Raw genomic sequence first — 13973 nt, 5'->3', positions numbered from 1 at the left:
GGCAACACGCCATAGGACTTATTAAGACTACGGAAGTGTAAAAGCTATGTGATAACAGCTTGAATATTAGCACTAAATACCTACATAACTCTCAGGATAAGCATATCCAGTGCAAGTTACCTTCTTGTAGAACAACCCTAGATTTCATCCCAAAATCAGTGAGATTGCCCTCTTTTTCTAGAGGTGGGTATTCCATGTATCGCTCAAAGTCATTCTAGCTTTTAGCCGCTCATGTATTTACTTATAGCTGGATTTTTGAATTATTTTTTGCCAGTGGAGAACAACTTAAATGCAAGCAGATCCCAATTCTCATCAAGATTCTCAAAAAAATGCTCAGGCTGATAATGAAATAGCAAAAACTAAGCAATCTCAAACTAGCGCAGGTAGTAGAAGATTATTCCTCGGTCGCGGCAGCAGACGTTTATTTCTCGGTCGTGCCGGTTTGTTTAGTGCGGCTAGTGTTGTGGCACGGGTTTTTAGTTCATCCCTTTCCTTGAAGAAAGGAGGAAATGTTGTCCAGGCCCAGGAACCAGCTGCAAAGTCTAACTATGGCAACCTACGTGAGAGAGCTTTTCAAGTACGTACAACAGCAGCCAAGGTTAACCGGGAAATTCCTATTCCTCCTCATCCCACCAACGGAGATGAAGCGAAGTACGCTAACAAAATTGCGACGGATACACGAGGATTGCCCCATAATCAGCTGGGCGAAGTCGATTTGAAGGCTTATCAATCTTTGATTAATGCGCTGAACTCCGGTGATCCCAACGAGTATGAAAAGATCATCCTGGGCGGCAAACGGAAGCTAGTACAACCGCTGACTCCATTAGCGATTAGCTTGAGTGGGGTGAATACTTGCCAATTGGCGATTCCAGTGCCACCCACCCTCGATAGTGCAGAGCAGGGGGCTGAATTCCTCGAAATTGCTTGGCAACAACTGTTGAAGGATGTACCCTTTAGCGAGTTCCGCAATGATACAACTAACCCGCTGATTCTGGCAGCAGTTCAGGATCTGAATCGGTTGTCAGCATTCAAAGGGCCAAAACAGAACGGACGGGTTACACCCGAACTCCTATTTCGAGGCACCGCGATTTACGTTGATGCCTCTGCTCGAACGGCTTACCACACTTTACCAGGGGTAGATGTGGGGCCATACGTATCCCAGTTTTTACTGCGTCCTGTGCCCGCAGGAACACATAGTTATGCTCAACTTAACCGTGTTCCCCTAGCTATTGCCGAAAACAGTTTCCAAACCAACTATGACGAGTGGTTGCTAGTACAAAATGGTGGCGAATCTGGTCGAACGATTAAGTTTGACTCGACCCGTCGCTACTTTATCAACGGGCGCGACCAGTCAGAGATTGCCCACACGCCACCACCAGTCTATACAAATGCTGCTTTAATTCTACTCGCCAAGCCAGTCAAGGATGACCTCCTAGCTGGTGGCGTTGGCTCACCTTACAATCCCGGTAATCCCTATAACAAGTCCAAGACCCAATCGAGTGGTTCTGGGACATTTGGCCCAGGATATTCACAATCTCTGATCGCTTGGGTTAGTCCCCATTCAATCAGAGCGGCTTATTGGCAAAAGTATTATGTTCACCGTCGTCTGCGAGCAGAGGCTTATGGTGGATTGGTTCACAACAACAAGGTGAATAAAACGAACCATCCGATTCATCCGGAAGTTTTCAAGTCAGAAGCACTTGATCGCTTCTTCAGCAAAAACAAATCCTATCTGCTACCCCAAGCTTATCCCGAAGGGTCACCGTTGCACTCTTCTTATCCAGGGGGCGCTTCGGTATCCGCAGGTGCCAGCGTCACAATCTTAAAAGCGCTATTTGATGAGAGTTATGTGATTCGGAATCCTGTAGTCCCCGATCCCCAAGATCCCACCAAGTTGATTCCTTATGAAGGGCCACCGCTGACGGTAGGCGGCGAATTGAACAAACTGGCGACAAATATTGGCTTGGGTCGTGATAGCGCGGGGATTCACTGGCGCACAGATGCAGCAGCGTCGTTGGCCCTTGGCGAAGCGATCGCCATTGGCATTCTTAAGGATGAGAAGCTAACGTTCCGCGAAAAATTTGAAGGTTTCACATTCACCAAATTTGATGGTACAAAAATCACCATTTAAAGTGGTTATATCATGCCTAATTTTCGGAAATTTTACTCGCGATGCCTGCGGCGGGCTGCGCTTATGCACTTTGTACTCTTAGGCATAGTTTTAGCGATGTCTACGACGGGCTACGCCTACGCCCTTTTTATCTACACACCACAAGCGCCTAACGCAAAAAGTACAGTATCAGCATTAGAAACATTGCAGTCCATAGAACTAGCGGAAAAAGTAGCCAAAGAAATTATTGCTGCTTGTCCCATTGTCACAGATGTTAAAAATTTAGCTGCCTACGACTCATGCGCCCAAAAACTCTCTAAGCTAAAAACCCTGCGCGACACTATGAACGCACCATTTTTATGGGGCGCTCAAAGCAAAGTTGGCAACTATAATATCAAAGATAGTCAAACAACTGCATTTGACCCCTTGGTCTGGCGTCGCATTTACCTGGCTACCTTTATGTTCAAAAGTGAACCCCAGATTGAACAGGTAAACAACTCAATTGTCATCCACCTTTCTACTCAGTTCCGCAACCAGTTTGATATTGGCGCTTATCCTTATCCGTTTTGGCATTCATCGAAAAAGTGGAATTCCTACCAGCAAAGTACTGAATTACTTCTATTTCTGGAGCAGGGAAAGCTTAAAGGAGCGCTGCGTTCAGCTGTGGTTGACCCACAACGCCCGAAGGTAAACCATGCATGGGACGGTAAGTGGGTTTGGACTGATGCTCATGGTAAGCAGCCCTATGTAACACTCTATACCCGTTTATTTTCTCCATCCAACCCACACGTTACGAAAGTTGATGCTGCTTATCGTGCATTTGAAGTCAAACTGCGGCAGAATGCTTGTGTTGTCTGCCATAGTCCTGACAACGCCAGTAAGCAGAATCCCTTATTAATCCTGAGTTATCCCAATCAGGCACTCTCTTTATGACACGAAACTGTGCGCCAAATCAAAGAGAAACGGATGCCTCCTCCGGCTGGTATTTTTGATGATCAAGAGCAAGAACAGCTAATTGAACTCGCCCAGACATTTGCCCAAGCAGGTGATCAGGCTCTCGCTTACGAAGGTGAAAAAATAACTTCTGGAAAAAACTAATACCAACAAAAGTAGTTGTGTGTCTTGGTGTTTTCAGAAGCGATCGCAACTCCTAAACTGCTTAATTTTGAGAAAAGCGATCGCTATGACAGTATATTTTGTCCGAAATTCTTAATCTAATTATTGTTAACACCAGTAATACTATTGAGATACAGTAGTTTATAGCCTAGCTTTTGCAAAGTAATGCTTGTAGCAGTGCAATGCTCTGGGAAAATCAATGGTAAAAGATGCATCTGAACTCGAAATTACTACCGACTCATCAGCAGCGGTAGATGCCATCGATAGCTTTGTTGATCAATTACTGGGTGTTGGTAACGATGCCCAAGTCATTCTCAAAGCAGTTGAGGCAGATCCGGCTTGTGCGATGCCTTCGGCGGGCGTAGCCATCGCCAACGCTCAAGCTGCCGCCTTCTATCTGTTTGCTGGTGGCTCTGTTGCTTTAACCGAAGCAACATCTTATCTGAATGTGGCAAAAGCAAACCTGAAAAGAGCCAATGATCGCGAAAAACTTTATCTCACCGCAATTGAAGCTTGGGCAAACCGAGACATTGCTCAAGCGATCGCTCACCATGAAGCGATCGCCGTTGCCTTTCCCCGCGATTTAGCCTCGGTACATCTGGCCCAATACCACTATAGAAATTCCGGCAACAGTCAAGGGATGCTGCGGATTGCCGAAAAAGTTTTCCCTGCGAATCGTGATAACCCTTATATGTATGGGATGCTAGCCTTCGGGTTAGAAGAGTGTCATCGCTTAGACGAAGCAGAAGAATATGGGCGACAAGCGATCGCTCTGAAACGAGATAACCGTTGGGCACACCATGCCGTTGCCCATGTATTAGAAACTCAAGGACGCCTAGAAGAGGGGGTTAGCTTAATGGAAAGTCTTAGCGATACTTGGGAATATGGTAGCTCGGCTTTTTATGGACACCTTTGGTGGCATACATCCCTTTACTACCTGGATATTGAAAATTTTCCCAAAGTACTAGAAATATATGACACGCGCATTTGGGGACGTGCCAAAAAAGACAATGGACGTGAGCAGATTAATGCGATCGCATTATTGCTGCGGCTGGAGTTACGCGGTGTAGATGTCGGTTCGCGCTGGCAGGAACTTGCTGCTTACCTGCAACCACGGCTGGATGAACACGTCCTCGCCTTCCTGGATTTGCAATATATCTATGCACTTGTGCGGGGCGGTAAGGATGATTGGGCGGCACAGATGTTAGAGAGTATGCAAACTCATGGAGAGAAAGTCTTACCCTATGCGCGTCGGACTTGGGTAGAGGTGGCAGTACCGGCTGCTAGGGGGATGATTGCTCATGCTCGTGGGGATTGGGAGAAGGCGTAGGCGTAGCCCGTCGTAGACATCGCTCAACTAGAGCCAGTGTTACCCGATTTATACTCCACAGGTGGATCTCATGCTCAACGAGATTTATTTGAGCAAATTTATCTTGATGCACTGATTCGCGATCGGCAGTATCACAAAACCTTGAATGTCCTGGAAAAGCGCAATGCTGCCCGTGCCAATATTCCAGTGATACAGCGTGAATTAGCTAATACTTACAGCCAGCTAGGACAGATCAATGAAGCACATCGAGCCTCTCAACTTGCTTTAGAACTTTCACAACGTTATCAAAAAGTAGAGCAAACAGTATGACGACATACGTAAATCTCGGAAAAAGTGGACTGAAAGTGTCACGCCTGGTTTTGGGTACTATGACCTATGGTTCTCGGAAATGGCGAGAATGGGTACTGGAAGAGGAAGAAAGTCGCCCGTTTATTAAACTAGCTTTGGAATTGGGGATTAACTTCTTTGATTCCGCCGATGTTTACTCCTTAGGTGTCAGTGAAGAAATCTTGGGACGGGCGCTTAAGGATTTTGCCAAAAGAGATCAAGTTGTCATTGCTACCAAAGTCTTCAATAAAATCGGTGATGGTCCCAATGATCAAGGGCTGTCTCGCAAACATATTTTTGATGGCATTGATGCCTCATTGCGACGGCTACAGACAGATTACGTCGATTTGTACCAAATTCACCGTTGGGACTACGAAACACCAATTGAGGAAACCCTAGAGGCACTGCATGATCTAGTGAAATCAGGTAAAGTTCGTTACTTGGGAATCTCAAGTGTTTACGCATGGCAGTTCGCCAAAGCCCTTTACACGGCTGACAAACACGGCTGGACTCGCTTTATATCTATTCAAAATCACTACAACTTAGTTTATCGAGAAGAAGAGAGAGAGGTGATACCTTTATCTCTAGATCAAGGAATTGGGATCATTCCTTGGAGTCCTTTAGCACGAGGCTTTCTGGCAGGGAATCGCAGCAAGCAAAGCTATGGCGAGACACTACGGGCTAAAACTGATGAATTTGCTCACAATCTCTACTATCAAGATTCGGATTTCCAAATAGTTGATCGCGTCGTAGAGTTAGCCCAAAAACGCGGTGTTAAACCAACACAAATTGCCTTAGCTTGGTTGTTGCATCAACCAGGTGTGACGGCTCCGATTGTTGGTGCTAGTAAAATAGAGCATCTCAAAGAAGCAGTGGAAGCTGTGGATTTGAAGCTTTCCGATGAAGAGCGCAAATTCCTTGAAGAACCTTACACACCCCATCCCATCTTAGGACATCAGTATCCAACCGCCTCTGCCAGTCGCCCATAGCAATATCTAGTACTGACTTACTTTTCACGTCGTCTGGAATAAATCATCAAGTGACCTAACCCCCTAGCCCCCTTCCCTAGTAGCAGGAAAGGGGGAAAATTCAAAGCCTCTCCCCTTTTAGGGGCTACGGTGTACACACAAGTCCTGAAAACCCAGTTTGATGAGGTTTTCCTCATTTTTCCTCGTTCCCATACTCCGTATGGTGAATGCATTTATTGAGACTCTGACTCAATGTCTAACTTGAGGCAGCAGCCCCTAATCAGCTATTCCCATGCTCTGCATGGGAACGAGAGAACAATGGTCAATCGAGCTTTTTTCGACTTGTGTGTACACCGTAGCTTTCTAAAGGAGAGGACTGAAAGTGAGGTTTTCCAGATAAAAGTGAAAAGTCAGATCCCCAATCCCTAATCCCTAAAAACTTATGACATATGTAAATCTTGGCAAAAGTGGACTGAAAGTATCGCGCCTGGCTTTAGGCGCTATGACCTATGGCTCTCGCAAATGGCATGAATGGGTATTAGAAGAAGAAGAAAGTCGCCCATTCATTAAACTGGCTTTGGAGTTGGGGATTAATTTTTTTGACACCGCTGATGTATACTCCTTGGGTGTCAGTGAAGAAATCCTCGGACAGGCGCTTAAAGACTTTGCCAAAAGAGATCAAGTCGTCATTGCTACCAAAGTCTTTAGTAAAATCGGTGATGGTCCCAATGACCGAGGACTATCTCGCAAGCACATTTTTGATAGCATCGATGCTTCATTGCGGCGACTACAAACGGATTACGTCGATTTGTACCAAATTCACCGCTGGGACTACGAGACACCAATTGAGGAAACCCTAGAGGCACTGCATGATCTAGTGAAAGCAGGTAAAGTTCGTTACCTGGGTATTTCCAGTGTTTACGCATGGCAATTTGCTAAAGCCCTCTATTTGGCTGACAAACACGGTTGGACTCGCTTTGTGTCGATCCAAAACCACTACAACTTGGTTTATCGCGAAGAAGAGAGAGAGATAATACCCCTATCTCTAGACCAAGGGATTGGGATTATTCCCTGGAGTCCTTTAGCACGGGGCATTCTGGCGGGGAATCGTCAAAAAGAAGGCTTTGGGGAAACTGTACGGGCAAAAACTGACGAATTGGGTCATAGCCGCTACTATCAAGATTCGGATTTTCAAGTAGTCGATCGCGTCGTAGAATTAGCCCAAAAACGCGATGTTAAACCAACACAAATCGCCCTAGCTTGACTATTGCATCAACCAGGTGTGACGGCTCCGATTGTTGGTGCTAGTAAGATAGAGCATCTCAAAGATGCAGTTGAGGCTATAGATTTGAAACTTTCTGATCAAGAGCGAAAGTTCCTTGAAGAGCCTTATCAACCTCATCCCATCATTGGGCATCAGTACCCAGCGTAGCAGATACTGAGGATTGGGAAAACATTCTTGCCTAATCCCTAATCCCCAATCCTCAGACAATACTTGTGATAAATCCGTAGTTGATCAAAAATCAATAATATGAGTGCCAACAGAACTGGTTATTTTTGACTGTGACCAGAAAGAAAAAGGTACAAGCCCCTAAATTTATTTATGGAAAATAAAAAAATGTATTTCGAGACACGTAGTACAAGAAATACTACGTTAGTTGACTCAGAGCAACTAAATAAATGATGTTCTTGGCGAATTAACAGGGGGTGTTACCAGTCTGGTGATTATCTGTCACTGAGGTTACACTTTCTGACATTAGCGATCGTAAACTCTATTAAGCAGAAGCAATGGGAGCAAGTGCTTTCTGAATTTGATCAGTTGGCATTAGCTGATCGTAAACTGATACCATAATTTTGAGCTTCGGCGTGTAGCAATTTCTTCAGCAATTCAACAAGCTGTTCACTATTTAATTTTTCAATTTGAGATCAGGAGACGCTGAAAATCATGCAATCATATGTTCTTTTTAACTTTAATGGAATATTGTAGCTTACTTAAACAGTGGTGTAGTTTTTCGGTTTTTTGATAGAAATCTTATGAAATAAAAGGCTTAATTTCAGTATAATTTTATATTCAAAAGCTATTGGATAGTTACTTACTCCTTCTTCGCCGTAACCAAAAAAGAACGCCGCACACCTTTGATTTCGCGTGGAGCCAATTGAACAGCATATCTACCATAGTTAGCCCTGATCTCTCCCGGTTGAATAACTGAAGCATTCCAACCATGCTCGGCAAATAATTGTTCTGGTTCGTCTGTGCCAAAACGCCAATGCTTGCTAATCAAGCCATTTTGGTGTTGAGAGCCAACCCGCCATGACTTGACACTGACCAAATCAACCCCCAAGTAGCCGCCATCTGTACTTAACTGGCTAATTGTTTTGAGTAATTCATTTACTTGGGCTTCGTTCAGGTACATCAACAGCCCTTCCATTAGCCAAAGTGTAGGTGCGTTAACCTCAAAGCCTTGTTGTAAAAGCAAATGTGACCAAGGCTGCGTTAAGTCAGCAACGATCGCATGGCGATGACAGTTGGCTGGTTTATCTTGCAGGATTGCTTCCCTGTACTGAATCAATTCAGGTAAATCTAGCTCGTACAAACGTGTCTCAGGTGGAAAAGGCAGACGAAACGCTCTTGTGTCTAAGCCAACTCCTAAAAAGACTATTTGATTAATTTCGGGCAACACAGACAAGATAAAGTCATCGAAAAAGCGGGTACGCACTGCAACAAACTGGATGCGAAGCGCCCTACCAAGGGGGTTGCCGCTATCCTCTTGTTCCCATTTGTCTAGCCAAGCTTGTCCTGTTTCTCCAACTAATTGTGCTGCGAGTGAATCATCAAACAGATGGTCTGACCTGTCGGTTTCTATTGCACGTTTAACTGCCATTACTAAGGCTGTGCGGCAAACCTCATCTTTAATCTCAGGTATTTCACTCATTACTTGGAGCTTCAGTAATTGCCGTTGCAATAATAATTTAATTTTATCACACACTTTATAAAAAATTTGACGCGGAAAAATATTTTTGCGCGTATCTACTGAACTTTTTCCAGTTTATACATGGCTATTATGTAGCAAATATATAGCCCCTGTTACTTAAGCTAGTGGGTAAAGTTTTAAAGCTAAATGACTATTAAATAATCCTTAGCTATCAAACAGCCAAAGGCAAGCCGCAAATCATTCGTGATTTGCGGCTTGCCTTGGGGCTAACGCAAGAACAGTTTGCACCAACTCTCGGTGTGACATATACCACGATTAACCGTTGGAAAAATGGACGCTCAACGCCGTCGCCGCTAGCGATGGACAAGATTGAGGGGATGTTGGAAAAGATGGGTGACGAGGGTCAGGATTTGTTGGCTAAGTATTTACCAAATTAGCCGCTTGCTCAGTTTTGGTGTGAGCGATCGCAGACTGTTTAGAGATGAATTATAAATCTGCAATTCACTTGGTTTAGCCAATATTTAGTATTTGCTAAATTGTCAGCATAATTTCTAATTGACAAAAGTCAGATTATCTTAACCTCTCATCGATGGCGATCGCCTGAGCCGTCCACTGCTTAATAACATAAATGCCTGTAATTCTTATGGAGCAAAGGTTACAGCTTTTTTAGTTTCATTTAGCCGTGACCATTTTATAGCTTAGATCGACGATTTGTATTATTACACTTAAAAAAAACTTAAACTTACATTTAGTAGCTATCCTTATTATCCGCCAGGGATTTAAAGATCCGGTTAGCGAATTCGGAAAACCTAACCCCCCAGCCCCCTTCCTACCTCCCTGTATCCCCCTGATGCGGGGGAAGGGCAGAGGACAAAGCCTTTTCTTTACAGAAGAGGGAGTTTAGAAGCCCCTCTCCTTACAGAGGAGGGGTTAAATCCCTGGTGGTTAGAAAGGTTAGTGCAAGATTTCAGTTAAAGGAAAAACATGGATTTTTCGAGCCTTTTCCCCTTCCCTCTTCTCTTTTTCTCTATCACGATCCGATGAAGGTAAAGTAACTTTGTCAACTTCGAGGTTTCAACGATGAGTCAAGATTTACTAGAACAAGGGACACTCAAAATACTTGTGGTGGATGACCACGAACTAATCCTGAGTGGAACGCTCGACTTGCTCAAACGCCACTACCCACAAGCCGAAATCCTCACCGCCAAAACAACCCAGATTGCTCTCCAGCGGGTCGAAGCATTTGGGCCCGACTTAGTTATTATGGATCTTTCCCTGCCAGAAACTTCCGGGGACACTGCTGAAATCAATCGAGGCATTAAAAGCTTGGGAACGTTAATGAAAAACTATCTCACCCTCAATCTGGTCGTGCAAAGCAGTTATGTCAAAGCACTGGTGCGGATTAAACCAGACATTGATGCTCATGAAGGAGGGTTCACTGTAGCGGACAAAGGACTTTCCAGCCAGGAGATGTTGAGCCGGATTGACTTGGCACTCAAAGGAGTCACACATACCAAAGACCTCAAAATGCCACCAAGAGAAGTTAAGCCAGAGTGGATAGAGGTACTCAATCTAGCCTTTGAAGAAGGATTGGAAGATAAAGTGATTGCCGAACGGATGCGAGTAGCACCTAGAACGATACGCCACTACTGGACTAAAGTTCAAGACGTTTTAGGCGTTTACCCGGAAGATGGCAAAAGTCTCCGCATTCAAACGGAGAAACGAGCCAGAGAAGAGGGGTTTATTGATTGACCAAATTTGTTAAGGAGGAAACTGTTGTTACCCGGTATTTGGAACAAATTTAAACAAGGAATTACCATCTGGTCTGTAGCAGCACTGCCAGGAATTGCTGTTTTGGGACTGGTTATCCTCCTTCGCTTGAATGGGTGACTGCAATTTATAGAATGGGTAACTCTCGACTCCTTTCTTTGCCTGCGCCCTTCTGAATCTATTGACGAACGAGTTGTTATTGTCGGAATTGATGAGCAGGATATCCGACGGATAAGAAATTACCCCATACCAGATCGCGAGATTGCCAAACTGCTGAGAACGTTGCAGAAGTACCAGCCCAGAGTGATTGGTCTTGATATTGTTAGAGATATACCCGTTGAACCCGGTCATGCTGAACTGGTTGCAGCCTTTAAAGACATCAAAAATCTTATTGCGGTTGAAAAAGTCTTACCGGAAGTCATTAAGCCACCCCCCGACTTACCCTCAGAACAAATCGGTTTTGCAGATGTCCTTTCCGATGATGATGGCAAAGTCAGGCGTGCAATACTTGGAACGAAGAGACCTGAAGACGATAAAAAATATGCATTTTCCCTGCCTTTACGGCTGGCAGAAACGTATCTCAAGGTTGAAGGCATTGAACTGAGCAATGGCATTGGCGATCGCGATACGATGCGGTTTGGTTCCACTGAACTCCCTCGTTTTTTGCCCAATTCTGGGGGCTACGTGCGAACTGATGATTTTGGAGTTCAGCTACTCCTCAATTATCGCAACGGTCAAGAAGGATTTCGCACCCTATCGCTTAAAGATATTAACGATATCGAAACCAATCCCAATCTGCTGCGCGATGCCTTCAGTGGACGCATCGTTCTGATTGGGGTAACTGCTCCTAGTATTAAAGACTTTATTAATACCTCTGCGATCGCTAATTTGCAACCGCCTGGGAAAATTTATGGGGTAGAATTTAATGCCCATGTTGTTAGCGAAATTGTCAGTGCAGTTCTCAACGGACAACCCCTTTTGAAAACCTGGTCAGAGGGTTGGGAATATCTTTGGATTATCGGTTGGGGCATTTTAGCCATTTATCTCGGTCGGCTGACTCAATCTCCATTGAAAAACCTTGTCTATGTTGCCGTTGCCAGCCTTAGTTTAGTTGGAATTGGTTATACCTTTATCGTCAGGGGATGGTGGATTCCAATAGCGCCAGCTTTATTAGTTTTAGTCATCAATGGTGCAATCTTCAGTACTTTTTATCAATACGACCGATTTTTGAGGTCTCAGATTGAGATCCGCCAACACACCATTGAGCGGACATTTGTTGTAATCCATAATGGACCCCTGCAAACACTAGCCAAGATTTTGAGGCACGTTCAAGACCAAGATTTAGAACAAGATCAATTGCTCGAAGACCTGAAAAATCTGAACTACGAAATTAGAGAAGTTGGCGAATACCTGAAACTAGAAGCCCTAGACCGAGAGGAAAGTCTCCGTCTCGGCAGTGGTCTCATCCTAGACTTAAAGCTGCCAATTCGTGACCTTCTCTATGAAGTCTACAGCCATACACTCCAGCGAAACTTTCCCTGCTTTAAAACGCTCAAAGTTAAAGCCTATTCGTTCGCTCCGATTGAGGAGCAATACTTGAGCATCGAGCAAAAGCGAGAACTCTGCCAATTTCTGGAAGAAGTGCTGTGTAATGTCGGGAAACATGCCAAAGGAGTGACTCGCCTCAGTGCTACTGGCAAACAAAGCGAAGGCTGGTACACTTTAAGCATTAAAGATAATGGGGCTGGCATTCACTCGTGTTATGAAGGGCAAGGAACGAAGCAGTGTCTAAATATAGCCAGACAATTAAAAGGAAAGTTTCAGCGAAAGTCTCTCGGAGATAAAGGAACTGTGTGTGAGTTAACTTGGTCTATTAGCAGTAAAAACTGGATTCTTGCCCACATAAGACATAATACCAATTTAATGTGAAGCTGCATAGAAAAGGGCTTCTAGGATAAAGTTATTAGACAGACAGACATAACTTGTTCAAGCGTAAGTTGATCAAACAGTTTATGTATCCGTCAACTCAAAATTGACAGACTACTAGTTCTTAAAGGATGTTTAAAGCATTTTAAAACGGCTGATAGCGGACTGAAAAGTAGAGACCGTTTTCTTGCAGCGAATTGCCCCGATCGCCAACTGAAATTAAAGGAATGCCGTAGTCTAGGTGCAACGAGAAATCGGGGATAATCAGCCAGCGCAAACCCAGTCCTAAACTGCTAATTGTCGCCGGATCAGGGTCAATTTCTCGATTATTCCAGACCGTACCGATTTCAAAAAAAGGCACTAACTGTACTACTTTGGGGTCTGATGTCAGGGGAACGCGAACCTCGACTGAACCCAGGATACCATTGTCGGCAACGAGTTGGTTTTGTCGGTAGCCTCGAACTGTAGCGACTCCACCTATACTGAAGCGTTCCAAAGATAGCAAAGAATCTGGGGTTAGCTGGGCATCAATTCGCGCTACTAGCAGATTTCTGGGTGACAATTGCTGCACCCACTGAAATTGTCCCAACCAGGAAAAAAATTGCCCATCAGTACCTGTGTTATTAATGGTTGCATCAAACGCATCTATCCCTAGACTGAATTGAGACCGGGCAGCTAAGACTCGTCTGGTGCCGCGATTCACCCAATCTTGAGAAAACCGAATCACTGTAGCTTTGGTTTCCCCATGTTCCGCACCTTCTGTGAAGGAATAGGGAGTGTCGTTGAGTATATACGTTTGGCTGCGACGCAGGTCTAAGGATAAGCCGAATGCAAATTCACTAGTTGGTGTTCTTGTGATTGGCTGACGGAAACCAAGGGAATAGGTTTGAGCCTCACTTCTGATACCTAACTTCCGGAAATCTTCTCCAATAATGCGGCTGTCGTCATTGTTATAGCGGAAGCTAAGAGTACCATTGCGAGCATTGACAGGGATGGTATAATTGATGTCGTAGAGGTTAAGTCCTTTAGTACGACCGTATCTGGCACTGAAGCGATCGCCAAATCCCAACAGATTATCATGATTGACTTCTATGCTGCCTAGTATCGAACCAATGCTGGGAGATTGGTTGTTATCTATGGTGAAGCCAGTATGAAAGGCAGGTGCTTCTTTGAGACTGACCCGTAAGATATTGTTCCCCGGAGTGCTGCCTGCGGCTAACTCGGCATTCACCTCCTCAATGAGCGGATCGAGTTGCAAGAGTTGCAAGGCTTCTTTTAGGCGTTGCTGGTTTAAGGGAGTAGACGTGGCACGTTCGAGGCGCGATCGCACGTATCCTTGTCGCAATCGCCTTAACCCACCGATTTCAATCTGCTCGAGTTTGCCCTCTACAACTTGAATTTGGACAATACGTGCGATTCGTTGATTAGTAAATCACGGTAACCAGTCCGTAAATAGCTAATCCAGCCCGACAGCAGATTACTGTCACTAAAGG

The 13973-nt window shown here is 44.7% G+C and carries 11 protein-coding genes and 1 pseudogene; 10 read left to right on the top strand and 2 right to left on the bottom strand.

Going from position 1 to position 13973, the window contains the following annotated elements; genetic code table 11:
- The first annotated feature begins 289 nt into the window (after nt 1–289).
- The 7 genes and pseudogenes from V7K85_RS30205 to V7K85_RS30175 all read left to right on the top strand — a co-directional run bounded on the left by V7K85_RS30205 (nt 290) and on the right by V7K85_RS30175 (nt 7283).
- Nucleotides 290–2131 (top strand): vanadium-dependent haloperoxidase, encoded by a 1842-nt coding sequence (locus V7K85_RS30205; protein WP_334819415.1) that lies wholly within the window; start codon nt 290–292, stop codon nt 2129–2131.
- Between the two features lie 63 nt (nt 2132–2194).
- A complete protein-coding gene (locus V7K85_RS30200) occupies nt 2195–3043 on the top strand; it encodes a hypothetical protein (protein WP_334819413.1) in 849 nt (282 codons plus the stop codon).
- Nucleotides 3044–3052: 9 nt separating this feature from the next.
- Complete coding sequence (locus tag V7K85_RS30195; protein WP_334819411.1) at nt 3053–3208, top strand: hypothetical protein; 156 nt, start codon at nt 3053–3055, stop codon at nt 3206–3208.
- A gap of 217 nt (nt 3209–3425) precedes the next feature.
- Nucleotides 3426–4556, top strand: coding sequence for a tetratricopeptide repeat protein (locus V7K85_RS30190; protein WP_334819409.1), 1131 nt, complete (start codon nt 3426–3428; stop codon nt 4554–4556).
- A 36-nt stretch (nt 4557–4592) separates the two neighbouring features.
- Nucleotides 4593–4865 carry a hypothetical protein gene (locus V7K85_RS30185; protein WP_334819407.1) on the top strand — a complete coding sequence of 91 codons (273 nt, stop codon included), beginning with the start codon at nt 4593–4595 and terminating at the stop codon, nt 4863–4865.
- The gene (locus V7K85_RS30180) at nt 4862–5872 is read left to right on the top strand and encodes an aldo/keto reductase (RefSeq protein ID WP_334819405.1); all 1011 of its coding nucleotides are present in this window, start codon (nt 4862–4864) and stop codon (nt 5870–5872) included. Before V7K85_RS30185 ends, V7K85_RS30180 begins: the two co-directional genes overlap by 4 nt.
- A 421-nt stretch (nt 5873–6293) precedes the next feature.
- Nucleotides 6294–7283, top strand: a pseudogene (locus V7K85_RS30175) (aldo/keto reductase).
- A gap of 661 nt (nt 7284–7944) precedes the next feature.
- Here V7K85_RS30175 and V7K85_RS30170 read toward each other — a convergent pair.
- Nucleotides 7945–8784 (bottom strand): class I SAM-dependent methyltransferase, encoded by an 840-nt coding sequence (locus V7K85_RS30170; RefSeq protein ID WP_334819403.1) that lies wholly within the window; start codon nt 8782–8784, stop codon nt 7945–7947.
- Between the two features lie 248 nt (nt 8785–9032).
- On the opposite strand from V7K85_RS30170, the gene V7K85_RS30165 reads away from it, so the two are divergent.
- The 3 genes from V7K85_RS30165 (at nt 9033) to V7K85_RS30155 (ending at nt 12483) form a co-directional block, all read left to right on the top strand.
- The gene (locus tag V7K85_RS30165) at nt 9033–9221 is read left to right on the top strand and encodes a helix-turn-helix domain-containing protein (RefSeq protein WP_334819401.1); all 189 of its coding nucleotides are present in this window, start codon (nt 9033–9035) and stop codon (nt 9219–9221) included.
- 643 nt (nt 9222–9864) lie between these two features.
- Nucleotides 9865–10536: a response regulator transcription factor gene (locus tag V7K85_RS30160; protein WP_334819399.1), complete on the top strand. Its 672-nt coding sequence runs from the start codon at nt 9865–9867 to the stop codon at nt 10534–10536.
- 138 nt (nt 10537–10674) lie between these two features.
- Nucleotides 10675–12483 (top strand): sensor histidine kinase, encoded by a 1809-nt coding sequence (locus tag V7K85_RS30155; RefSeq protein ID WP_334819743.1) that lies wholly within the window; start codon nt 10675–10677, stop codon nt 12481–12483.
- 142 nt (nt 12484–12625) lie between these two features.
- Here the strand turns inward: V7K85_RS30155 and V7K85_RS30150 are convergent, their stop codons facing one another.
- Entirely contained in the window at nt 12626–13825 is a 1200-nt protein-coding gene (locus V7K85_RS30150; protein ID WP_334819397.1) for a ShlB/FhaC/HecB family hemolysin secretion/activation protein, read from the bottom strand.
- Nucleotides 13826–13973: the final 148 nt, after the last annotated feature.

Origin of the sequence: Nostoc sp., assembly GCF_036917615.1 — a bacterium.
GTDB lineage: Bacteria > Cyanobacteriota > Cyanobacteriia > Cyanobacteriales > Nostocaceae > Nostoc.
The sequence above is the reverse complement of the archived record's forward strand: the minus strand, read 5'-3'. Positions and strand labels throughout refer to the sequence as shown.

Excerpts from the sequence above, each read along its gene's own strand:
- V7K85_RS30190 (WP_334819409.1), top strand. The coding sequence starts at position 3,426 with ATGGTAAAAGATGCATCTGAACTCGAAATTACTACCGACTCATCAGCA.
- V7K85_RS30170 (WP_334819403.1), bottom strand. The coding sequence starts at position 8,784 with ATGAGTGAAATACCTGAGATTAAAGATGAGGTTTGCCGCACAGCCTTA.
- V7K85_RS30180 (WP_334819405.1), top strand. The coding sequence starts at position 4,862 with ATGACGACATACGTAAATCTCGGAAAAAGTGGACTGAAAGTGTCACGC.
- V7K85_RS30205 (WP_334819415.1), top strand. The coding sequence starts at position 290 with ATGCAAGCAGATCCCAATTCTCATCAAGATTCTCAAAAAAATGCTCAG.
- V7K85_RS30160 (WP_334819399.1), top strand. The coding sequence starts at position 9,865 with ATGAGTCAAGATTTACTAGAACAAGGGACACTCAAAATACTTGTGGTG.
- V7K85_RS30200 (WP_334819413.1), top strand. The coding sequence starts at position 2,195 with ATGCACTTTGTACTCTTAGGCATAGTTTTAGCGATGTCTACGACGGGC.